The 23,866-nt window shown below is 31.3% G+C and carries 20 protein-coding genes, 3 tRNA genes and 1 riboswitch; of the genes, 16 read left to right on the plus strand and 7 right to left on the minus strand.

Annotation, left to right across the window (positions count from 1 at the left end):
• Nucleotides 1–9 precede the first annotated feature (9 nt).
• Nucleotides 10–3,933, minus strand: a complete 3,924-nt coding sequence (locus tag HXZ69_RS01215; protein ID WP_286494753.1) for a response regulator — start codon at nt 3,931–3,933, stop codon at nt 10–12.
• A gap of 373 nt (nt 3,934–4,306) precedes the next feature.
• Here HXZ69_RS01215 and HXZ69_RS01220 point away from each other — a divergent pair, with 373 nt between their 5' ends.
• From HXZ69_RS01220 to cobC, 4 genes are all read left to right on the plus strand, one after another.
• Nucleotides 4,307–4,723 (plus strand): hypothetical protein, encoded by a 417-nt coding sequence (locus HXZ69_RS01220; RefSeq protein ID WP_286494754.1) that lies wholly within the window; start codon nt 4,307–4,309, stop codon nt 4,721–4,723.
• Nucleotides 4,724–4,731: 8 nt separating this feature from the next.
• A riboswitch (cobalamin riboswitch) is annotated at nt 4,732–4,853 on the plus strand.
• A 99-nt stretch (nt 4,854–4,952) separates the two neighbouring features.
• Nucleotides 4,953–5,972, plus strand: coding sequence for a nicotinate-nucleotide--dimethylbenzimidazole phosphoribosyltransferase (gene cobT, locus HXZ69_RS01225; RefSeq protein WP_286494756.1), 1,020 nt, complete (start codon nt 4,953–4,955; stop codon nt 5,970–5,972).
• Complete coding sequence (locus HXZ69_RS01230) at nt 5,966–6,742, plus strand: adenosylcobinamide-GDP ribazoletransferase (RefSeq protein WP_286494757.1); 777 nt, start codon at nt 5,966–5,968, stop codon at nt 6,740–6,742. The genes cobT and HXZ69_RS01230 overlap by 7 nt, the downstream gene beginning before the upstream one ends.
• Nucleotides 6,727–7,287, plus strand: a complete 561-nt coding sequence (cobC, locus tag HXZ69_RS01235; protein ID WP_286494758.1) for an alpha-ribazole phosphatase — start codon at nt 6,727–6,729, stop codon at nt 7,285–7,287. Before HXZ69_RS01230 ends, cobC begins: the two co-directional genes overlap by 16 nt.
• 1 nt (nt 7,288) lies before the next feature.
• Here the strand turns inward: cobC and HXZ69_RS01240 are convergent, their stop codons facing one another.
• Together HXZ69_RS01240 and HXZ69_RS01245 are read right to left on the minus strand one after the other, a co-directional pair.
• The gene (locus tag HXZ69_RS01240; protein ID WP_280036699.1) at nt 7,289–8,005 is read right to left on the minus strand and encodes a DUF2071 domain-containing protein; all 717 of its coding nucleotides are present in this window, start codon (nt 8,003–8,005) and stop codon (nt 7,289–7,291) included.
• Between the two features lie 3 nt (nt 8,006–8,008).
• Nucleotides 8,009–8,383: a hypothetical protein gene (locus HXZ69_RS01245; protein WP_125350484.1), complete on the minus strand. Its 375-nt coding sequence runs from the start codon at nt 8,381–8,383 to the stop codon at nt 8,009–8,011.
• Nucleotides 8,384–8,525: 142 nt separating this feature from the next.
• On the opposite strand from HXZ69_RS01245, the gene HXZ69_RS01250 reads away from it, so the two are divergent.
• The 3 genes from HXZ69_RS01250 to HXZ69_RS01260 all read left to right on the plus strand — a co-directional run bounded on the left by HXZ69_RS01250 (nt 8,526) and on the right by HXZ69_RS01260 (nt 8,813).
• A tRNA-Gly gene (locus HXZ69_RS01250) sits at nt 8,526–8,598 on the plus strand.
• 32 nt (nt 8,599–8,630) lie between these two features.
• Nucleotides 8,631–8,714, plus strand: a tRNA-Leu gene (locus HXZ69_RS01255).
• 26 nt (nt 8,715–8,740) lie between these two features.
• Nucleotides 8,741–8,813 (plus strand) — tRNA-Gly (locus HXZ69_RS01260).
• 118 nt (nt 8,814–8,931) lie between these two features.
• Here the strand turns inward: HXZ69_RS01260 and HXZ69_RS01265 are convergent.
• Nucleotides 8,932–9,243 carry a DUF3817 domain-containing protein gene (locus HXZ69_RS01265; protein ID WP_219033722.1) on the minus strand — a complete coding sequence of 104 codons (312 nt, stop codon included), beginning with the start codon at nt 9,241–9,243 and terminating at the stop codon, nt 8,932–8,934.
• Between the two features lie 138 nt (nt 9,244–9,381).
• Between HXZ69_RS01265 and HXZ69_RS01270 the strand changes: the two genes are divergently transcribed.
• The 6 genes from HXZ69_RS01270 (at nt 9,382) to HXZ69_RS01295 (ending at nt 17,728) form a co-directional block, all read left to right on the plus strand.
• Nucleotides 9,382–10,980, plus strand: a complete 1,599-nt coding sequence (locus tag HXZ69_RS01270; RefSeq protein WP_286494760.1) for a BamA/TamA family outer membrane protein — start codon at nt 9,382–9,384, stop codon at nt 10,978–10,980.
• Between the two features lie 234 nt (nt 10,981–11,214).
• Nucleotides 11,215–12,408 (plus strand): C1 family peptidase, encoded by a 1,194-nt coding sequence (locus HXZ69_RS01275; RefSeq protein WP_221854144.1) that lies wholly within the window; start codon nt 11,215–11,217, stop codon nt 12,406–12,408.
• Nucleotides 12,409–12,521: 113 nt separating this feature from the next.
• Complete coding sequence (locus tag HXZ69_RS01280) at nt 12,522–14,090, plus strand: NAD(P)/FAD-dependent oxidoreductase (RefSeq protein ID WP_219033725.1); 1,569 nt, start codon at nt 12,522–12,524, stop codon at nt 14,088–14,090.
• A gap of 70 nt (nt 14,091–14,160) precedes the next feature.
• On the plus strand, nt 14,161–14,367 hold the full coding sequence (locus tag HXZ69_RS01285) for a hypothetical protein (protein ID WP_125349604.1): 207 nt from the start codon (nt 14,161–14,163) through the stop codon (nt 14,365–14,367).
• On the plus strand, nt 14,367–14,744 hold the full coding sequence (gene crcB / locus HXZ69_RS01290) for a fluoride efflux transporter CrcB (RefSeq protein WP_125349605.1): 378 nt from the start codon (nt 14,367–14,369) through the stop codon (nt 14,742–14,744). Before HXZ69_RS01285 ends, crcB begins: the two co-directional genes overlap by 1 nt.
• Before the next feature lie 71 nt (nt 14,745–14,815).
• Nucleotides 14,816–17,728, plus strand: coding sequence for a M16 family metallopeptidase (locus HXZ69_RS01295; protein ID WP_286494763.1), 2,913 nt, complete (start codon nt 14,816–14,818; stop codon nt 17,726–17,728).
• 85 nt (nt 17,729–17,813) lie between these two features.
• On the opposite strand, the gene HXZ69_RS01300 is transcribed toward HXZ69_RS01295, so the two are convergent.
• From HXZ69_RS01300 to HXZ69_RS01310, 3 genes are all read right to left on the minus strand, one after another.
• On the minus strand, nt 17,814–19,013 hold the full coding sequence (locus HXZ69_RS01300; RefSeq protein WP_286494764.1) for a ComEA family DNA-binding protein: 1,200 nt from the start codon (nt 19,011–19,013) through the stop codon (nt 17,814–17,816).
• A gap of 133 nt (nt 19,014–19,146) precedes the next feature.
• Nucleotides 19,147–19,368 (minus strand): PspC family transcriptional regulator, encoded by a 222-nt coding sequence (locus tag HXZ69_RS01305; protein WP_125349608.1) that lies wholly within the window; start codon nt 19,366–19,368, stop codon nt 19,147–19,149.
• Nucleotides 19,369–20,640, minus strand: a complete 1,272-nt coding sequence (locus HXZ69_RS01310; RefSeq protein WP_125349609.1) for a DUF2851 family protein — start codon at nt 20,638–20,640, stop codon at nt 19,369–19,371.
• A gap of 105 nt (nt 20,641–20,745) precedes the next feature.
• Between HXZ69_RS01310 and HXZ69_RS01315 the strand changes: the two genes are divergently transcribed.
• From HXZ69_RS01315 to HXZ69_RS01325, 3 genes are read left to right on the plus strand one after another with little or no spacing between them, the layout of a single operon-like run.
• Nucleotides 20,746–21,375 carry a TetR/AcrR family transcriptional regulator gene (locus HXZ69_RS01315; RefSeq protein ID WP_280062831.1) on the plus strand — a complete coding sequence of 210 codons (630 nt, stop codon included), beginning with the start codon at nt 20,746–20,748 and terminating at the stop codon, nt 21,373–21,375.
• Nucleotides 21,365–22,660 (plus strand): TolC family protein, encoded by a 1,296-nt coding sequence (locus HXZ69_RS01320; protein ID WP_286494765.1) that lies wholly within the window; start codon nt 21,365–21,367, stop codon nt 22,658–22,660. The genes HXZ69_RS01315 and HXZ69_RS01320 overlap by 11 nt, the downstream gene beginning before the upstream one ends.
• An 11-nt stretch (nt 22,661–22,671) precedes the next feature.
• Nucleotides 22,672–23,865, plus strand: a complete 1,194-nt coding sequence (locus HXZ69_RS01325; protein WP_038332984.1) for an HlyD family secretion protein — start codon at nt 22,672–22,674, stop codon at nt 23,863–23,865.
• The last annotated feature ends 1 nt before the right edge of the window (nt 23,866 follow it).

The following is a 23,866-nucleotide window of genomic DNA, read 5'->3' on the forward strand; positions in this document are numbered from 1 at the left end:
TATTGGTTTTTAAATATTTTTTAAATAGTTAATAACTAATTCTATTTCGGTTTTCACTTTAATAATCAGCTGGTTTTCTTGTAGGTAATTGATTGAAGTTGATTTTTCTATTTGTTCGGTTAAATCAGCCAAAATTGTAAGTCCAGCGGTTTTTGCTGTTCCTTTTACTTTATGACCTAATTGATTTAATCCTTCTAAATTTTGTTTGTTGAAATAAGTTTCAAATTCTAGTATAGATTTCTCTAACTCATCAATAATTATTTCGATAAACGTTTTTCTAAACGATTCGTCATCTTTCGTATAATTATTTATCATCGAAAGATCAAGGTGATTTCCAAAATCATTGGTTTCAAGCTTTTCATATTGAGAAAAGTCTAACCATTTTTCTAGGACATCAAAAATATCTTTTTCTCGAATTGGTTTTGCTAAGAAATCATTCAATCCAGCATCAAGACATTTTTCCTTTTCGCCTTTTACATTTCCTGCAGTTACAGCTATAATCGGTGTTTCTCGAAAATTGTTTAATAAACGAATAACCTTAGTTGCTTCAATACCATTCATTTCTGGCATTTGAATATCCATCAAGATTAAATCAACCTTATTTTCTTGACAAACCGATACCGCTTCCGCTCCATTTGTAGCTGTATATAAAATAGAATTTGGCGCAATATTTTTGATAATCTGCTGATTTAAAGCCATATTCACCAAATTATCATCAGCAATTAAAATGTGAAATTGTTTCGAAAAATCTTGTGAAATTTCTTCTTGATTTTCAATTTCTATGGTTTGAATTTCTTTCGAATCAATAATTGTTTTACGCAGCGTATCAAACAATTCTTCTGACTTAATTGGTTTCAACAAACGCGAAGTAATTCCCAATTCTTTTGCTTTCTGAATTAGATATTCATCCTCAGAAGAACTATGCAATAATACTAAAGGAGTTTTTGTGTTCTTTGTTATAAAATACTCTTTTATTTTCTGAATTGTTTCTAAACCATTCAAAACTGGCATGTGATAATCCATCAAAATAACATCGTAAACATCGCCATTCAAAACTTTCTGAAGCGCTTCCATTCCATTGTTCGCAATATCAGATGTTATATTTTTGAACTTCAACATATGTTGCAAAATCATTTGATTACTCTGATTATCATCTACAATCAACACATGATTTATTTCGTCCAAATGATCAAATTGTTGCTCAATATTATATTCGTAATCAACTTCTAAATCAAAGAAAAATGTAGAACCTTTATCTATTTCGCTTTGCAATTCTAGATGACTTCCGAAATAATTTAATAATTTATTCGAAATTGTTAAACCTAAACCTGTTCCTCCGAAACGTTTGCTAACAGTACTATCCTCTTGTGTAAATGCATCAAAAATCTTAGCTTGTTTTTCTGGTTTTATCCCAATTCCTGTATCACGAACAGAGAATCTCAGTTTTGCTTTTTCTCCTTTCACAATTGGTTCAACTGGACTAATTTTTAGTTCTATTTCTCCACTATCCGTAAATTTCACAGCGTTTCCAAGTAGATTAATTAACACTTGTTTCAATCGAGCTTCGTCAATCCAAATAAATTGAGGTAAATTATTATCTATATTCAACAACAATTCAATTTTTTTGTTTTCGGCTTGATAAAGAATCACATTGATTACTTGATTTCCTAACTCGAACAAATTATTTTTTTCTATCGAAACATCCATTCGACCTGATTCAATTTTAGAGAAATCTAAAATGTCATTTATTATTAACAATAATGAGTTTGCAGAATCATTAATAAAATTCAAATATTGTTTTTGAGTTGGATTAAGTGGCGTTTTCAATAATAAATCAGAGAAACCAATCACACCATTTAACGGCGTTCGAATCTCGTGACTCATATTGGCTAAAAACTCAGACTTTGCCTTACTAGCGAGTTCAGCATTCTTTTTGGCTTTTTTAAGTTCTTTATTTTTCTTGACAGATTCTGTTATATTTTGCGAAAACATAATCAGACCACCAATCTGTTTTTTGTTGATATACCACGGATGAATCGCCCAGGAATAGTGTTGATCCGTATCATATTTTGGTGAGCGATAAATCATATCTTCATCCGAATAACTTTCACCTTGCAAACAAGCGTCATAAATCGCTTTTCTTTCTTCTGGAACATTGTACATTTCATAATGAGATTTTCCGATCACATTTTTCTTTTTTACTACAAATTCATCACACCATTGATTACTCAAAGTTAGATAATTCATATCCTTATCAAACATTGCAACAGATGCAGGTACATGATTAATAAATGTTTCGAAAATAGCTTTTTGTCGAGCCAACTCTAACGTATAACTTTTTCTCTCATCAATATCCTGAAAAGTTCCAAAAACGCTAACACATTTTCCATTTACGAACTCTGGAATTCCTTTACATCTTACCCAAATTGTTTTTCCTTTTTGGGTAACTATTTGCAACTCCATATCATATCCGATTCCTTTTTCTACCGCATCTCTAAAAGCTTTCTTTATTTTTGGATAACTACTTTTTGCTTCATAAAAATTGAGTGAAGTTTCTACATTTGGTTCATAATCTAGTTCAACTTCATGGATTTTTTTCGTTATATCAGTCCAAATTAATTCTTGCTTAACTAAATCGTATTTCCAACCTCCAACATTGGCAACTTCGTATGTATGATCTAACAATTGACTTGCGCGATTAAGATCTCTTTCCAACAAAGTCCTTTGTGTCATATCAACTGCAGTACTCATTACAACAGGATTTCCCTCGTTATCTTTATCCAAAATATTGCTGTATAACCAATATGTTAACGAACCATCTTTCTTAATCAAGCTCATTAAACCTGAATCTTGCTTATTGTGCGAAATTGTTTCGATATAGGTTTGATATTCTTTTTGATTAGATTTTGGGATTAATTTTTTAAGATCCAAATCTTTCGATTCTTCTTCAGAATAACCTATCGATTCTAAACCTTTTTTGTTAATGGATAAAATATTACCATCCAAATCGTGAATCGTCATTAAACCAAGCGAAGAATTGAAAAAATTTCTAAACTTACGTTCACTGTTTTCTAGTTCCTCCTTTTTAGAGTTTTCAAGTGTAATATCTCGTCCAAATAAGAAAATCTCGTTATCATACGAAGTGTTTAATTTAGTATACCATTCAACCATTTTTTCTTCTTTCGTTTCTATTGAACACATCAAACATTTGAAGTCAATAGAACCTGAATTAGTTTTCAAATCAGCCAAAAACATTTGAACTTTTTTCTTATCCTTTTCCGAAACAAAGTCTAAAAAGTTTTCTGCAATAATTGTCTTTTCATCTTTTATTCCTAAAACCTCTTTAAAAGAAGGATTTATAGATTTTAGAACACCATTAATATCTGCAACTCCAATAAGATTATTAGATATTTTATAGATATTTTGAAAGTAAGAGGCGTCTTTTTTTCGCTTTTTACTAACCAATAATTTGGTGATATTTTTCCCTAGTTGAATCAATAAATTACGTTGTTTTTCGTCCAACGTTCTTGGATGATGATCCTCTACGCACAGGGTTCCCAACGCATATCCATTGTCATCAATCAACGGAACACCAGCATAAAACTTAATATTTGCAGCTTTTACTCCAGCAATATTTTTTGCAGGTTCAAATTTCGTCACATCATCAATCACCAAAATTTCTTCTTCCATTAAAGAAAATTGACAAATAGTTTGTTGACGTGGAACAATATCTACATCTATTCCACAATTTGCTTTAATCACTTGATAATTTTCATCAAAAATAGAAATTAACGCAATTGGCGCATTACAAATCAAACTCGCAGCATTTGCAAAAACCTCCAACTCTTCGTCTTTATCATGTCCTTGCAAATTATAATCGTAAACGGCTTGCAATCTTTGCTTTTCGTTCGTTGGGATGTGAAAATTTTCCATTAAAAATTGATCTTATTTAAAAGGTAAGTAGAGGTGGTTAAAGATAGTACATAAATCCAAATATTCGAAATCAATTATTTCTAAAAATCAAACCAACATTTTTATTCATAAAATCATCTCTATTATAAATCTAAACTTTAAAAATATGAAAATCACAATTCCAACTCCATGCTAAGAAAAATTACGAGATGATAATTTTTGTGCGAAATGTCAACATAAAATTACTGACTTTTCTAACCTCACAAATGACGAAATTTCGAATGAATTTCAGAAAAGCAACGTTCATTGTGGTATTTTTCATCCAAGTCAATTAGGTCTAAATCTTTTTAAGAAAACGATTTCTAATGTCATTATTTTTTCTGCTTTTGGATTAATGAGTACTTCATCAAAAGCTCAAAAACCTAATACAGCTTGTCATGACAATCCATTACCGATCAATAATTCTATAGAAAATGAATCGATTGAATTTAAAATAATTGTTACTAAAAGTTATAACACAAGAATTCAAGAGTTTTCTACTTTCCGATTATTAATTAATGGTGAATTGATAGAACGAACTGTAAAAATTTGTAAAGAATACACCATAAAATCCCATGTTCTAAAAGGTTTGCCAATTGATATTCGACTAGCTTCAATCGAAAAAAACATAGAAATTAATAAAAATTATACAAGCAAAAATCTACCAAAAAAACTAAAATTGAATGGAGCAGATTTCGTAGCGGAAGAAATTATTATGGGAGATATTTCAATAGAACCAACAATACAAGGAATAATTGCTATTAAAAAATAGTTTTTTTGCTTTTATGATTATTTTATTACCTTACTAACACAAAAGGGAATCGAGTGCAAATCTCGAGCTGTCGCGCAACTGTAAGTAGAGAAAAACTATAAGCCAGACCACTTTTTAGATGATGCTTTCGCGATTGAAGCTCAATCAAAACTGCATGTATTTTATTATTTGTTAATTGATTGCACTTGATTTCGAAAGCATTTTTTATTAAAATTTAGTTTAGTATAAAATGCAAAAAGAAGAAATTCAACACATTATTGATCTTAAAACAAAACCGCTTGGAGCCTTAGGTTTATTAGAAAAAATTGCACTTAAAATTGGTTTGGTTCAACAAAAAAAACATTTAGAATTAATCAATCCACATCTGATTGTTTTCGCAAGCGATCACGGAATTGCGCAATCTGGTGTTAGCGCTTATCCTGCGGAAGTTACACCCCAAATGGTTTTTAATTTCCTAAATAATGGGGCAGCAATTAATGTTTTTTGTAATCAAAATGAGATTTATTTAACCATTGTTGATGCTGGTGTAAATTATGATTTCGAGGATTATTCGGTTTTGAAAAATTGTAAAGTAGCCAAATCAACCAAAAATTTCTTGCGCGAATCTGCCATGACCTTGGATCAATTGGAACAATGTTTTGATTATTCGAAGACAATTGTAGACGAAATCGCTCAAAACGGAACAAATATTATTGGTTTTGGCGAAATGGGAATTGGGAACACTTCTTCCGCATCAATGCTTGTACATTATTTGACTGATTTACCTCTTGAACAATGTGTTGGTCGTGGAACAGGTTTGAATGATGAGCAATTACAGAATAAAATCAATATTCTAAATGTAGCGAAGAATACACATGGAAAAATTACTGATCCGAAAGAGATTTTAGCCACTTTTGGCGGTTTTGAAGTTGCGCAAATGACAGCTGCAATGTTATCTGCTTATGAACACAATATGCTGTTGATGATTGATGGTTATATTGCTTCGGCTGCTATTTTAGTTGCGTCGAAATTGAACCCTGAAATTCTAAATAATGCTATTTTTTGTCATCAAAGTGATGAATCTGGACACCAATATTTATTGAATTATTTCAACGAAGAACCAATTCTAAACATCAATTTGCGTGTTGGCGAAGGAACAGGTTGTGCGTTGGCTTATCCAATTATCAAAAGTGCGGTTAACTTTTTTAATGATATGGCAAGTTTCGAATCTGCAGGCGTGAGTAACAAAGAAACTGAAGTGGAATGCTAAAAAAAGAAATCACCTACTTTTTAACAGCTTTGATGTTTTTTACTCGAATTCCAATTCCGTTCAAAATTCCATATAGCAACGAAATTATGAATCAATCACAGAAATATTATGCTGCAATTGGTTTGTTAGTTGGCGCTTTCAATGCATTGATTTATACAATTTGTCAATTTATTTTACCAGTTGATATCGCTATTATTATCACAATTATTGCAAGTGTTTTGCTGACTGGCGCCTTTCACGAAGATGGTTTCACCGATATTTGCGATAGTTTTGGTGGTGGTTATGGCAAAGAAAAAATCTTGACAATTATGAAAGATAGCCGAATTGGCGCTTATGGTGGTATTGGCGTTATCTTATTGTTATTATTGAAATTTACTTCATTGGTTCATATTGCAGAAAATAATTTTCGGTTGATGATTTTCAGTTTGATTGCAGCACATTCGGTTAGTCGTTTTTTTTCTGGAATGATGATTTATACCCACGAATATGTAACAGACATCGACACAAGTAAATCGAAACCGATGGCAAATAAAGCTCTTCCGATAAAAAATCTTGTCATTAGTTTTCTTTTCTGTCTTGTGCCTTTTATTGTTTTTGGCGAATGGAAATTCTTGTTGATTTTACCACTTTGTTACCTAGGAAAAGTTTATTTGGGCTGGTATTTCAAGAAATATATTGGCGGATATACGGGCGATTGCTTGGGAACTGTGCAACAAGTTACCGAAGTTTTGTTTTACCTTGGCGTTTTAATTATATGCAAGTTTCTGTAATTCGACATACAAAAGTTAATGTTCCTTCATCCGTTTGTTACGGACAAACTGATGTGGAACTAGCTGACACTTTTCATCAAGAAGTGGTACAAATTCATACTAAAATTGAAAGCAATTTTGATATAATTTTTTCAAGTCCGTTAAGTCGTTGTCAACGCTTGGCAGAAACTTTCTCGAATGAAATTATTTTTGATGATCGATTAAAAGAATTCAATTTTGGAGATTGGGAAATGAAATCGTGGAACGAAATTCCTTCGGAAGAAATAGAACCTTGGTACGTCGATTTTGTCGAAATTAAAACGCCAAATGGCGAATCGATGCAAGAAATGTCTGCCCGTCTTTTTGATTTTATGAACGAATTAAGAAATACTCAATACGAAAAAGTATTAATTGTTGCGCATGGAGGAATCATTCGTTTAATGTGGTGTTATGTACTACAAATCCCAATCAAAAATGCATTCAAAATACCTATAAATTATGGTGAAATGTTTCAGTTTAATTTAGGAAAAACAAATGAGGAAGATTTTATTTTAAGGAAAGAATAAACTACAAACATTTTATCTTTTCTAACGACTTCCATTCATGTTCGATATTGGTCATCAGAATTGCGTTATCAAACTGAACAGAACCTTTTAGAAAGATTGTTTCATTTTCAAAAAAACTTGATTTCACATGTAAAACTTCCAAAGGTTCTACTCCCCAATTATAGGTTTCGAGTTTTAGACCTTCAAAATTATTTCCATTTGGAGAATAACCGACAGAACCATTCTCGAAGAATTTTGAAACTTCATTCAACGTTTCGAAAATCGAATTCGAATTAAATTCAACAGATTTTTTTGCATCAATTTCAATTCGTGTATCGTCAGAACTCGTGAAATCTAAATGATAATTATCGTTTTCTTCTATAACATTAAACTTCGCAAAATAATGTTTCCCAGGAAAAACTCGACCACCAACAAGCGTATTCAATTTTAGAGAAGTATCTCTCATCGGGATATATACACCTTCTTTTGTCACACCATTTTCTTCCCATTCAACCGCGATTCGATGCGCTGCATTTTCAGAATTCACTCCTACAAAATCAGGTAAACCTTTTGGTTTTATATCTTTTAATCGAATCAAACAGATTCCAGCAATTGCTTTTCCTTTGTACAATTTTGGACGAAAAGGTTGAGGTAAAATCGTCTCAATATAGTGTGATTCTACACAAAAATTGATTAACATTCTACGTTCTATAATACCATAAATTGTAGGGATTTTCATAATTTATTCTTTGTAAGTTGTTTCTTGTATTTTCCAATAATTCAACGTCAAATTATCACTATATTTTAAATAAAGTTTAATTTCTCCATTTTGATCAATTTTACCAATTTTTTCTTGAATTAAATAAACCTCCATTTTATCTAAAATTTCATCAGGCTTACCAATCAATTTATAAACCTCATTTTTTGAAGTTCCATTTGAATTATATGAATCAAATTTTAAAACATTATTAACCAAATCATCCAACATCTTATAACGATAATTTTGTCCGTAAACTCCTTCCTCAAAAGGAATCCATTTATCTGATTCAAACTTTTTCTTAGAATTACAACTCATCACAAGAAGAAAAACACCACAAAAAATAAATAATTTCTCCATAAAATAATTCAATTCCCTAATTTCTCAAAAAAAATCAACAAGTCAAATATTTCAAAATTAATTTATTAGAAAAAAGTTGTAAAATTTATTCGAAAAACACTTGCAAAAGTAATATTAATGACCTTATATTTGCACTCACAACGCGGGAATAGCTCAATTGGTAGAGCGTCAGCCTTCCAAGCTGAATGTTGCGAGTTCGAGTCTCGTTTCCCGCTCTTTGAAATATTAAATTCAAAAATCAAATTTTGCCTTGGTGGTGGAATTGGTAGACACGCAGGACTTAAAATCCTGTGTCCATTAGGACGTGCGGGTTCAAGTCCCGCCTGAGGTACTTTTTAATTTGATTTGAAAATTTACGCGGGAATAGCTCAATTGGTAGAGCGTCAGCCTTCCAAGCTGAATGTTGCGAGTTCGAGTCTCGTTTCCCGCTCTGTAAAAGCCGAAGATTAATCTTCGGCTTTTTTTATTTAGAAAAATTTGATTCCTAAAACATAAAAAAACCTCAAACAATCACGTTTAAGGTTTTACTTTTTTATCTAATCGTTGTCTTATTTCGCTTCTTCAGCCAACATTTGTTTATATTTTTTGCCTTCGATTAATCTTTTTTCTGCCCAAATTGTTCCTCCAGGAATAACTGCTGCGATAAAAAAGATCATAAAAATTTTCCAAGACCAATTGTATTTTTCTTTCAATAAATAAACCAATATAATATAAGCTATAAACAATCCTCCGTGTACGCGTCCTGCGTATGTTACCCATGTCGGATCTTCCCAAATATATTTCATTGGCATTGCGATAAAAAACAAAACTATCGCAGAAATAGCTTCTAAATATCCAGTAATTTTAAATAATTTCAACATTCATCTTAAATTTGAAGTCAAAAATAATTTTTAATTTCCACATGAACACTAATAGATATCAGTAAAACAAATACTTAACATCTATTTTATACGTTATTATAAGCAACAATGCGATTTTTAGGCTACATATTCTTCTTTTTGATCCAAACTATTTTACTTTTTGGACAAGAAAAAACATATCATTTTTTACGATATAATGATGATACAAAATCGTATACAAAAGATTTCGAAAGCAAAAATCTTGATTCATCTTTAGATTCGCTTCAAAAAACAGGTTATTATACTTTGACGATTGATTCGATAAAAAATGAAAAAGTTTATCTAAATAAAGGAAAATTGTACCAAACAATTTGGGTGAAAAACAATGAATTGTTCGAAAATAAAAATAATTATTTCCCAACAAATAATTTAGATTCTATTCTAAATAAAATAGCAACAACCAACACTAATCAAGGTTATCCGTTTGCGCAAATAAAACTTGTTCCAAATGGTTTTGAACAAAATGAACAGAAAATTGAATTGGTTTTAGACAAAGGAAATCTGCGAACAATAGATGGTGTAAAATTGGTTGGTTACGAAAAATTATCCAAAGGTTATTTGCGTCATGGACTCAATATAAAAACTGGCGAAGTATACAATGAACAGAAGTTGGCAACAATTTCGACATTAATGCAACAAACCAATTATATTGCAGAAGCGCAATTACCACAAACTTTATTTAAGCCTGATTCTACGATTTTATATTTGTATCCTCGCAAAGTAAATTCAAATTATTTTGATGGTGTTTTAGGTTTTGGAACAGATGATAACGGCGATTTTAGATTGAACGGAAATGTACAACTTTCGTTGAACAACGTGTTCAATAGTTTGGAAGAAATCAGGTTAAATTGGATTGGAACAGCAAATAAAAATACGTCGTTGAATATTGGTGTTAAAGTACCTTATTTGTTCAAATCTGCGATTGGTTCGGAAACGAATTTCAAGCTTTTCAAACAAGATTCTGTTTTTGTGAATTTAGATTTTTCGGAGCGATTATTTTATCAACTCAACCTCAACTCGAATATTGGTGTAAGCGGAATTATACAATCGTCTAACTTTTTGTTGGAAGATGATTCCTATCTAAAATCGAGCTACGACGATTATTCGAAAATTGGTTTTGGTTTGAGTTATCACTATTTCCTGAAACATCCTTTTCGTTTGATGGAAGGAAAATCTATGTTGAATGTTGTGGTAAATTCGATTCGTAAAAAGGAAAAGAATTTTTCGTGGACAGATGATTTGGAAAATAAAACCGTCAATCAAATTGAAGTTGGTCTAAAAACATTTCGTTTATTCGAATTGTCCAAAAAACATTTCTTAAAAGCTGGTGCAGAATTTAGAGGTTTGCTCACGAAAGACGATGATTTCTCCGAAAACGAATTGTACAGAATTGGTGGTTTCGGAAGTTTTAGAGGTTTTAACGAAGAAAGTATTACAACAAATATGTACGGATTTTTGAGTGCAGATTATCGTTTTGTTCCAAGCGAAGCATTCTATATTGGACTTTTCGCCGATTATGGTTTTATAGATAACAAACGCGCAAATCTGAATACGTCTTTGTTAAGTTTAGGAACTGGAATTTCTTTTTTAACTAAAATGGGAATTTTCAATTTGAGTTATGCAGTTGGTAAAACAGACGAAACTTCATTCGATTTTAAAGAATCTAAAATCCACTTTGGGATATTAAGCCAGTTTTAAAAAAACATTACAAAGTTTATTTATCTGTAACCTACATTTATTTAAATCATATCTGTTTGTAATGTCCGTAAAGAAACTTTTATCACAAACAAGTCTGTTTTAATTTACCAAACGTACTGTGTGAATGAATACTAAGAATTTTTATTAAAAAAACTTTAAATTTTTATAGGTTTATTGTTAACATTTTCGTGAAATTAGCTACTTATAAAATACTCACACAAAATAAATTTAAAAATGCGTAAAATTTTTTATCCAGTTTTAGCTTCAGCTTTATTTTTAGCTTCAGCTCAATTGGTGTCTGCACAAGACAATTTAGTTAATTCTTTGAACAAAAATGTTAGTGAAAATAGTAAAGAAGCTTTCAAATTTACTGACGTTATCAATTTAGCTAAAACTCCAGTAGAAAACCAAGGTTCATCAGGAACTTGTTGGTCATATTCAGGAAATTCTTTCTTCGAATCAGAAATGTTAAGAATGGGAAAACAACCTATTCAATTGTCTCCAATTTTCAATGCGAGAAATACATATGTTGAGAAAGGAAAACAATATGTTCGCATGCACGGTGCAACAACTTTAGGTGACGGAGGTTCTTTCTATGATGTTTTGAATACAATCAAAAAATACGGAGCTGTTCCAACTGAAACTTACACAGGTTTGAATTACGGAACAAAAACAAATCAATTTGGTGAAATGGCTGCAATTCAAGAAGGAGTTTTGAAAGCGGTTGTTGCAAATCCAAATGGTAAATTAACTCCAAACTGGGAGAAAGCCTATACAGCTGTTTTGGATAGCTATTTAGGAGAATATCCAAAAGAATTCACATACAACGGAAAAAAATACACACCACGTACATTTGCTGATCAAGTGGTAGGAATTAATCCAAACGATTATGTTGCGATTACATCTTTTAAAGATCACGACTATTACAAACCGTTTGTATTAGCGATTCCTGATAACTGGGCGTACGAATCTTTCTACAATGTTCCGATGACAGAGATGACTGATAACATTGATTATGCTTTGAAAAACGGATTTACAGTTGCTTGGGCAACAGACGTTTCTGAAAAAGGATTTAGCTGGAAAAATGGTGTAGCGTATGTACCAGAAGTTGATTTTGCAGATATGAATGCGCAACAAAAAGCAGATATGTTCAAAGGTCCAAAACCAGAAAAAGTAATTACAGAAGATATGCGTCAGGCTGCTTTTGATGATTACCAAACGACTGATGACCACGGAATGCACATTGTTGGTATTGCAAAAGATCAAAACGGAAAAGATTACTACATCGTGAAAAACTCTTGGGGTTTAACTAACGATTACGAAGGATATCTTTATGTAACAAAAGCTTTTGTTCAGTACAAAACAACAAATATTTTAGTTCATAAAAACGGTGTTCAAAAACAAACGTTGAAAAAATTAGGATTATAATCTTAATTTATATAATAATGAAAAGCTGTCTTATGAGACAGCTTTTTTTGTTTAAAAACGAATATTTCAAATGGTTTGATGTACTTTTGCAGTCTAATTTTTAGTCAATAAATATGCCTCAAAATGTAACAATACGCATATCTCCTACAGAAGCTGCAAACGAGAAACTTCTGAAACAACGTTTAGCATCTGCTGTTAAAACAAAACCAGAGAATATCAATGCTTACCAAATTATTCGTCGCTCTTTAGATGCACGAAGCCGAAATATTATTTCCCAATTACAAGTCAATGTTTTTGTAAATGAAGAATTCTCTGATGCTTTCGAGTTTCATCCAAATCTTCAAAATGTAGAAAACAAACACGAAGTTTATATTGCTGGTGCTGGTCCTGCTGGATTATTTGCTGCGTTAGAATTAATAGAACAAGGTCTAAAACCAATTATCATCGAGCGTGGTAAAAATGTTCGTGATCGTCGTCGTGATTTAGCAGCAATGAATAAAGAAGGAAAAGTAAATCCTGAATCAAACTATTGTTATGGCGAAGGTGGCGCTGGAACTTATTCGGACGGAAAATTATATACGCGTTCTACAAAACGTGGAAACATTCTGAAATCATTGCAATGGTTTGTCCATTTCGGTGCAACAGAGCGTATTTTACAAGAAGCGCATCCACATATCGGAACAAATAAGTTACCTGGGATTATCGCCAACATGCGCGAAGCAATTATCGAATGTGGTGGTGAAGTTTGGTTTGATACAAAACTAACGGATATTATCATCGAGAATAATCAAATCAAAGGAATTGAAATTAATCATGATAAAAAAATTAAAACTTCTTCTTTGATCTTAGCAACGGGACATTCGGCTCGTGATATTTTCAGAATGTTAGATGAAAAGAAAGTTTTAATCGAAGCAAAACCTTTTGCATTAGGCGTTCGTGTAGAACATCACCAAAGTTTGATTGATTCTGCTCAATATCATTGTCCAATCGGAACAGAACGCAACGAATTTCTTCCGCCAGCCTCGTATTCATTAGTTTCTCAAGAAGCAGGTCGCGGCGTTTTCTCTTTTTGTATGTGTCCCGGTGGAATTATCGCGCCCGCATCTACAGACGAAGGAGAATTGGTAGTAAATGGTTGGTCACCTTCTAAACGTGACGGATTCTTTGCAAACTCGGGAATGGTTGTAACAGTTGATGAAAAAGATTTTGCTAAATATGGTTTTACTGGACCTTTGGGTGGAATGAAGTTTCAACAAATGGTCGAGCAAAAAGCGTGGCAAGTTGGTGAAGGTAAATTAAAAGCTCCCGCACAACGAATGACTGATTTTGTTTCAGGGAAATTATCCAATTCATTAAATGATTGCTCGTATTTACCAGGTTTAACATCAGGTTTATTGAGCGAAGTTTTACCAAAAGAAGTTCATCAATCTTTGAAATTAGGTTTCCAAACATTTGGTAAAAAAATGAATGGTTACTATACCGAAAATGCAAATATTGTGGCAACAGAATCAAGAACTTCTTCGCCTGTTCGTATTCCGAGAAATGAAGAAACCTTAGAACATACGCAAGTTGCTGGTTTATTTCCTTGCGCTGAAGGAGCTGGTTACGCTGGTGGAATTATTTCTGCCGCAATGGACGGAGCAAAAGTTGCAATTGCTGTGAAGAATTTTATCGGAAAATAGTTTTATATTTAATACTCAAAATAAAATACAGATGTCAAGCTGAACTTGTTTTAGCTTCACATCTTTAGGAATGATGAATTTAGAAAAAGTAAATAATTTCAAATTTTTATTGATTTCAGTAGTACTGATTTTGATAGGTTATTCAATCAACTTAATCGGTTGGAATATTGGAACAATTACAATTGCTTATTTTGGATTAGGTTTATTCTTTTTAGGAATTATTTCATTCATCATTTTACTATTTTTAGCTTTAATTAAAATTGTTAATAGAATTTAATGAATCTCTTAAAATCTATACTATTTGTCGGTTTAGGTGGCGCTTTTGGTAGTGTTGCAAGATTTTTAATTTCGTACGGAATCGGAAAATATTATTCACAACCTTTTCCATTTGCTACGTTTTTGACAAATATTATCGGTTGTTTTTTGATTGGCACTTTATATGGATATTCAATCAAAAATGGTTTAGGAAATACCTATTTCAATTTTTTACTGATAACTGGATTTTGTGGAGGTTTCACGACATTTTCAAGTTTTTCGTATGAAAATTTCAACTTAATTCAACAACAAAATTACATCACACCAATTATTTATATTTTTTTGAGTGTACTCATTGGTTTACTCTTTACAATGATTGGTTTTAGATTAACAAAATAACTCTATATCGAAAATAGTTTTCTCTTATTCGTTTTAATGTATTACTTTTAAGCAACTTAAAAAATTAATACATGAGGAAATCTATTTTGATCTGCGGAATCATTTTTGGTTCTGTATTTACTCACGCACAATTAAAAACAGTGAAAAAAACTGACAATAAAGGATATACCTACGAAATGGTAGAAAATGATCCTTCGAATACAAGAATTTATACGCTAAAAAATGGTTTGAAAATCTATTTGGCTCAAATAAAAGACGAACCAAGAATCCAAACTCATATAGCTGTAAAAACAGGTTCTAACAACGATCCAGAAGACAATACTGGTTTGGCTCACTACTTAGAGCATATGGTTTTTAAAGGAACTTCTAAAATTGGAACACAAAATTGGGCTGTTGAAAAACCTTTGATCCAACAAATTTCAGATTTATACGAACAGCACAAAGCAGAAAAAGATCCTGCAAAAAAAGTAGAAATCTATAAAAAAATTGATCAAGTTTCGCAAGAAGCATCCAAATATGCTGTGGCAAACGAATACGATAAATTAATTTCATCTTTGGGAGCATCAGGAACTAATGCACATACATCTTTAGAAGAAACAATTTATCATAATAATATTCCGAATAATGAATTAGAGAAATGGTTAACAGTAGAATCTGAGCGCTTTAGTGAATTAACTTTACGTCTTTTTCATACTGAATTAGAAGCCGTTTACGAAGAATTTAATCGTTCACAAGACAATGATGGACGTTTAGTTTTTTATAAAATGATGGAAACATTGTTTCCAAAATCGCATTACGGAACACAAACAACTATTGGAACTTCAGAACATTTAAAAAATCCATCAATGGTTGCAATTCATAATTATTTCGATAAATATTATGTAGCGAGCAATATGGCTGTGATGTTGATTGGTGATTTCGATTTTGATACGGCTGTTCCAATGATTGACAAATATTTTGGAAATTATGCTACAAAAGCAGCACCTGCACAATATGTTGCAAAAGAAGAGCCGATTAAAACAATTGTAACAAGCGAAGTTTTTAGTCCATCTTCGGAACGTGTTCAGTTTGCTTACCGTTTTAACGGAGCAAAAAGTTCTGATGCAAAATATGTAACATTAATTGATTATATTTTAAGTAATTCTACAGCTGGATTAATCGACTTAAATATCAATCAACAGCAAAAAACATTAGGAGCAGGAAGCTCTTCTTCTTTCTTTAGAGATTATGGTATGCATTCTTTTTCTGGATCTCCAAAACAGGGACAAAGTTTAGAAGAAGTACGTGATTTATTAATTGCTCAGATTGAAAAAATCAAAAAAGGGGAATTTGATGATTGGATGATAGAAGCAGTTGTAAATGATTTAAGAAAATCTCGTATGAAAAGCTGGGAAAATACTCGTTCTTTAGCAGCAAGTTTGTACAAATCATATATCAATGATGTTCCTTGGGCAGAAGTTGTCGATCAATACGATGATATGGGTCGTGTAACAAAGCAAGAACTAATGGACTTTGCAAAGAATAATTATACGAATAATTATGTAATTGTTTACAAACGTCAAGGTGAAAACAAGGATTTGGTACGTGTTTCGAATCCTGGAATTACGCCAATTCAATTGAATCGTGATGCTGAATCTACTTGGTACAAAGATTTCATGAAGATTAAATCAAGTGAGATTAAACCAGTTTTTGTTGACTTCAAAAAAGAATTGAACGAAAGTAAAATCAAGAATGCAAAATTCACTTCGATTCAGAACAAGACAAACGATATTAGCTCTGTTTACTATATCGCGGATATGGGATCAGACAATAACAAAAAGCTTGGTTTAGCGATTAATTACTTAAATTATTTAGGAACGTCCAAATATTCGCCAGAAAACTTGAAAAAAGAGTTTTATAAAATTGGTGTTGATTATGGAGTTAATCCTGGTACAGAAAGAACTTCTGTTTATATCACAGGTTTACAAAAGAACTTAACAAGCGGAATCAAATTATTTGAACATCTTTTAAGTGATGCCGTTGCAAATAATGAATCTTACCAAGAATATGTGAAAACAATCTTGAAATCAAGAGAAAATTCAAAAAAGAACAAAAACGTGATTTCTTCTTTGTTGAACACTTATGCGCAATATGGACCAAATAATCGCTCGAGAGATATTATTTCTGAAGCTGATTTGAAAGCTATTGATCCAAAAGAATTAACGCAAATCATCAAAGATTTCTTTAATTACAAGCACCAAATTTTCTATTACGGAAATAATGAAGCGGAAACGAAAAAAGCAATTGAACAAAATCATAATTTCGGGAAAAATTTAGATTATCCTAAGAAAAAAGAATATCCACAACCAGCTACAGATGGCAAAGTATATTTTGCTCCTTACGATATGGTACAAGCGGAAATTAATTTCTTTGCTCGTGATACTAAATATGATCCAACTTTGTTGACATCTACAGGAATTTTCAATGAGTATTTTGGTGGAGGTTTGTCATCTATCGTTTTCCAAGAAATTCGCGAGTCTAAATCATTGGCTTATTCTGCTGGTTCTTATTACATTAATGCAAATAAAAAAGATAATTACAATTATGTAAGAGCTGTAATTGGAACACAAGCAAACAAATTGCCACAAGCTGTTGACGCAATGAAAGAATTAATGAATAATATGCCAAAAGCAGAAAATCAATTCAATAATTCTAAACAAGCAGCACTTAAGCAAATCGCTACAAGTCGTTATACAAAAGCAAATGTGTTCTTTTATTGGTTATCATTACAAGATAAAGGTCTAAATTATGATATCAATAAAGATATTTACTATCAAACATCTAAATTAACATTAGAACAATTGGATCAATTTTTCCAAAAACATATCAAAGGTCAAAACTTCAATGTTGGTTTAATTGGTAAGAAAGAAAACTTAGATTGGCCATCTGTTGAAAAACTTGGACAAGTAAAAGAATTAACGTTAGAAGAGCTGTTTAACTACTAATAATCAGAAATTATAAAAACCAATAAACGCGTTTAGGAAATCCTATAACGCGTTTATTTTTTAAAACTAACCTATGAATGAATAATCACTCAAAAACCAAATAAGGCTCAATTTCCCTAAACTTTTCTTCACTTATCGCATAACATCTTTTCAATGTTTTTGCATCTTTAAAACTCCCACCTAACGAACGTTTAAAATTAAGAATCGTATTTACTTGTTTCTCTGTGAAACCGAGTTTTATCCAATCCTCATGACTCAAATTATTTGGATTAAACTTACCTTTTATTTCTATTTTTTCTGCTACTTTATCTTCACTTTTTGACTGTTCAACTTTTGGCTGCTCAGCTTTATAAATTACATTTTCAGGTAAATCAATATAAGATTCCATTTCTGCATATTTTTCATCCGAAATCATATAACATTTTTTCAATTGTTCTTTCGATTTAAACTGACCTCCCAAAATATTTTTATATTTCATAATTGAAGCAGCTTGTTTAGACGAAAAACCTATTTTTTGCCAATCATTTTCAGAATAACTATTTGGATTAAATTTTACATATTGAATCTTTTTGCCACTTTGTTTTTTCTCATTTTTTTCATCTTCCTTTGATTTTTCTGGTAACAAAATATACGTTTTCATCTCTGCATATTTCGCATCATCAATCACAAAACATTTCCTCAATTGCTCTTTCGAGGTAAACTTTCCTCCAACAATCTGTTTATATTTCATGATTATTTCTGCCTGTTTTGGCGAAAAACCAAGTTTTTCCCAGCCTTGTTGTGGCAAATCATTTGGATTGAAATTTTTGTAAACTATTTTAGTTTTTGGTGATGAATAATCTATAAAACTCGATTTAGATTGTTCTGGTAAAAGAACAAAAGGAGCTAATTCATTATACTTTCCTTCATCGATAACATAACATTTCTTAAGCTGTTCTTTCGATGTAAATTCTCCGCCAACAATTCCTTTATATTTCAAAATGACTTCGGCTTGACGTTCCGAAAACCCTAAATTCATCCAATCTTCTAAAGATAATTCGTTTGGGTTAAAGGGTTTGATTGAATCTTTTACTTGTTTATTTGAAGTAGAATTAAATGTATAATTTTTCGGAGTTTTTTGATAATTTGCTAGCAAAGCTTTATCTGCTTCTGATAATTGATATGTTTCTTTTTCAACTGAAATATGTTGAAAAATCTCAAATAACAAAATCAAAACAAATAATAAATACAAGCCAAATCTTTGCGATTTATTCAGGTAAAAAGTAGATTTTTTTAAATATTTCATCTTGGTTGGAAAAGAAGTGAAAATAATATCCTTATCAAACACTCACGATATCGAAAACGACATAACCATCAAATATTTAACAAATTAAGAAATCTAAAATTAATAAAAGGTTTTAAGTATTTGTAAATATTTTTTACAAATCAAAAACCGATTTTCGTTTGATAACAAAACAATCTTTTACCCAAAAAAAGAATAACATAATAAAATAACCAATAAAGGTTAAACCGAAAGTTGCAAAGGTTAAATAAATGAAAATCAAACGTAATTTTGCAACGCGAATTCCCAATTTGTCTGCAAATCGCGAAATCACATTAAACCATTCTGTTTCAGTAAAATTCCTAATTTGATCTTTCATTTAACGTAAAATTTGTTGTCCGATAGCGCAATTTAAACATTTTTTTTCGGAGCAATATCTTTTTTTAAGTTGAATTAATTGTTGAGAATCTTTTGCGGTTTTATTTTCAAAACCAATTCGTTCAAATTCATCTAAAATCGAGTTATTTTCCGCTTCCATTTCATTTAATAAATCCAAATAAAAATCAATTTCTACCTCATCTTTTTGTCGCTCAAAAGCATAACGAATCGGAATAATAGAATTGATGAGCAAATTATTTATTTTATCTTTTGAAAGATTTTTGAGTTGAAATTTTGATTCGTTCTTAAATGTATAATGCGTTTCCCAAAAAGAATTTAATTCCAAATTTTCGAAGATTTTATAAAATTCTTTCAAATTTTTTGGCTGAATAATTTCAGAAAACAAACTTTGATAATTCACATAAATCGATGCTAATTGCGCCAAACGAATCGTCGGAAAACCAATTGGTCGCATTTTCGAAAATCGGAACAAACTATTTTCAATTGATTCTAATTGATATTTATTTTTCAGGAATTGATATTCGTTTTTTAATTGCTTAGAATAATCATTCTCATAGTTTTCTTCTAAAAAACTGGCTTGTCCAAAAAACAAGGCTTCAACTTTTTGGGCATTAAATTGTATTTTTTGCAAAACTTTGAACGGAAAAGAATTTGCCCAAATCTCAAAAGTTTCTACATTAACTTTTAATCCAAAATTCTTTGCCAAACTTTTGAACAATGTTTCTTCCCAATTGGAATTATTGTGTTCTAAAATTTGTACAATATCGTTTGTTTTTTCTTCGAAACGTTCGATTAAAATTCGTTCAAACCAAAAAGAAAATTGCTTCAAATCAATTGAATCTAAAAATTCTTCACAATAAATTTTATCCAACTTAGAATTAATAATATTTTGATAATTAAAAACAATTTCCGGTTTTACAAAATCTTGTAAAATCAAAGTTTGTACATTACGTTGACGCAAAATATCAACTTCACAATCGTGATTCCATACAACATGCAAAATCACATTTTGATACGATAAATCATTCGAATGTTGATGAAAATTCCAATCCGAAGAATTGACATGCATTTCGACACTTCCAATCCACAATTTATCGCCAATGATGATTTCTGCTTCCAAAAAATCTGGCCCAGCATGATGGTTTAACTTTCCAACTTTCACAATTTCAATGAAATCTCCATGAAAAGTTTGTAAGCTTTGATGTGAAAATTGATTCAATTTCCAAATATGATGTAGAAAAATTTCTTTCATAGACAAAAGTTAATCAATGAATTATAAAAAATCATTAAAATAAATACTTATTTTTTTTAAATTAATTAAACGTTTGTTTAACTTTGCGCGTTCAATTTTTATAAGATGAAATTAAGTGAGAAGCAAATAGAAATTTTGGGCGCGGCTGAACGAGTTTTTGGAAGACGAGGAATTGATGCTGCAAGTGTTCGAGAAATTGCAAAAGAAGCAAACATTAATATTGCGATGATTAGCTATTATTTTGGATCAAAAGATAAATTGGTCGAGAATTTATTTAGTTGGCGTATCACAACTTTCAATGAATCATTGGCCTCAATTTCACAAAATTCTACACTTTCTCCATTTGAAAAGTTACAGTCAATCCTAAAAGCTTATTTGAATAGAATTTTGGATAAACCTGAATTTCATCGAATTATGGCAAGAGAATATTCGAAAAGAGATTCAATTTTAGAAATTGATTGTAAAGTCAATGACTTAAAAACAAAAAATTTAGAATATATCACAAATATTATTAGTGAAGGATATTCTGAAGGCGTTTTTAAAAGAAAAGCTCCTGCCGAAGCTGTTGTAATGGTAGTTATTGGTGGAACATCTTATTTGATTTTGAACGAAAAAACATATATGAAACAATGGGGATTATCTTCTCATGAAGAGTTTACAGAACATATTCACGAAGAATATTACCCTTATTTAATAGATTCTTTAAAAGCAATTTTACTATACGATGAAAAATAAAATTTTCTTACCGATTTGTTTAGTTGTTGCTACTTTCGCTCATGCGCAGGAAACCAACGTTTCTTTGCAGGAAGTTATTCAACAAAGTTTGCAGAACAACAAATCTGTGAAAGTTGCCGAAGCTGCTAAAAATACAAGTGAGTATAAAGTACAAAGCGCGAAAAACAATCGTTTACCAGACATTTCGTTGAGTGGACAATACATGCATTTGTTTACGACAACAAATGTAGACATCAAACTTCCGATGCAATCTTCTGGTGGAGGAATGGGAGTTGAACCGAGCCAATTATTATTAGGACAAGCAAGTGCTTCTGTCCCTGTTTTTGCTGGATTTAAAATTAAAAATGCAATCAAAAGCAGTGAATTGATGGTTGATTTATCAAACTTACAAATCGAAGCAACAAAAGAAAATGTGGTTTGGCAAGCTATTAATTTATATTTTGGATTGTACAAAACGCAACGTTCTATCGATGTTTTGAATGAAAACTTAGTGAGAGCAAATCAACGTGTGAAAGATTTTCAAAACTTTTTGGATAACGGAATCATCGCGAGAAATGATTTGTTGAGAGCAAAATTACAAGCATCGAATGTGCAAGTTGCAATTGATGAAGCCGAAACGCAATACAAAAACATTAATTACCGATTGAATTTATTGACTGGACAAGACGAAAGTAAAATCGTTCATGTTGATAATGTAGAAACCTTGAAAACCATCAATCAAAATTCTCAAGATTACGTCAATCGTACAGATGTTAAATCATATGATGTAAAAAATCAGATTGCTGATAGTCAAATCAAAATTGCGAAAGCAGCTTATTACCCTCAATTAGCGGTTTCAGCTGGATATATTGCGATGGATATTGATAAAGTTGCTTCGGTTACAAATGCAACAAATGTTGGTGTTGGATTGAAATATGATTTATCTTCTTTGTATAAAAATAAAGCAGAAGTTGAAATTGCAAAAGCTCAGAAATTAGAAAATGAGATGCAAAAAGAAACGACAATTGATAAAGCTAAAGTTGAAATGAACGAAGCTTTTCAAAAGTATGATTTAGCAAAAAAGAAAAATAATGTTTACAAAGAAGCTGTAGAACAAGCGAACGAAAACTACAGAATTGTAAAAGATAAAAATGACAACGGATTGGCTGATACAGACGATTTATTAGAAGCAGATGTACAACAATTGCAAGCAAAAATCAATCAAGTTGTCGGAGATGCTGACGAACAATTAGCGATCTACGAATATTACTATACTACAGGAATTTTATTAGAAAACGTACAATAACACCTCTCGATATGGAAGAAAATAATCAAGAAAAGAAAAAAATAAATTCAAAATTTATCATCGTTTTAGGAGCATTAATCATCCTTGGAGGTGGATATGGAGTTTATAAATATTTACACGGACAAGCGCACGAAATTACTGATGATGCACAAATTGAATCAAAAATAACACCTGTTATACCTAAAGTTTCAGGATACATTCAGAAGATTTTAGTAGAAGATAACCAAATGGTTCACAAAGGTGATACATTAGTTGTTTTGGACGGATCTGAATTTGCCTTGAAATTGCAACAATCGCAAGATGCTCTATTACAAGCAGAAGGTCAATTAGGAGTTGCTCACGCAGGTGTTTCTCAAGCTGGTGCAGCAATTGGAGTGACAGAAGCTGGTGCTGTTGCAGCAAATACAACAATCGAAACAGCTCAAGCAAGTGTTAATACAGCTCAAGCAAATGTAGAAGCAGCAAAAGTACAAGTTTGGAGAACGAAAAATGATTTTGATCGTTACAATAAATTATACCAAAATCAATCGATCACAAAACAACAATACGAGCAAGCTTTAGCAGCAAAAGAAACAGCTGAAAAGCAATTGCGAATTGTACAAGAACAATTAGGTGTTTCTCGTGCTCAATTAGCTTCTACAGCAAAACAAGCGCAAGCTACAGCAAAACAAGTGAACACTTCGAAAGCGCAAGCTGATGCTTCAAAAGCACAAATAAAAGTAGCGGAAGCAGCAATAGGTCAAAGCAAAACAAACATCGATAATGCAAAATTATATTTGTCTTATACGTATGTAATTGCAGCTGAAGATGGACAAGTTTCTAAAATTAATTTACAACCAGGACAATTGGTTCAAGCTGGTCAATCTTTGTTTAATATTGTGACTACAAATAATATTTGGGTTGTGGCAAATTACAAAGAAACTCAATTAGAAAAAATTAGAGTTGGACAAGAAGCCATCATCAAAGTAGATGCATATCCAAACCACGAATTCAAAGCGAAAGTAACGTCTTTATCTCCTGCAACTGGTGCTAAATTTGCGTTATTACCTCCAGATAATGCGTCTGGTAACTTCGTAAAAACAGTTCAACGTCTTCCTATTAAAATCGAATTTATCGATCAAAAAGACGAAATGTTGAAAATGATTCGTCCAGGTATGAACGTGGAAGCTGATATTCTTTTAAAATCGAATACTTCTGCAAAGTAAT

This window comes from Empedobacter sp. R132-2, assembly GCF_030324375.1.
GTDB lineage: Bacteria > Bacteroidota > Bacteroidia > Flavobacteriales > Weeksellaceae > Empedobacter > Empedobacter falsenii_B.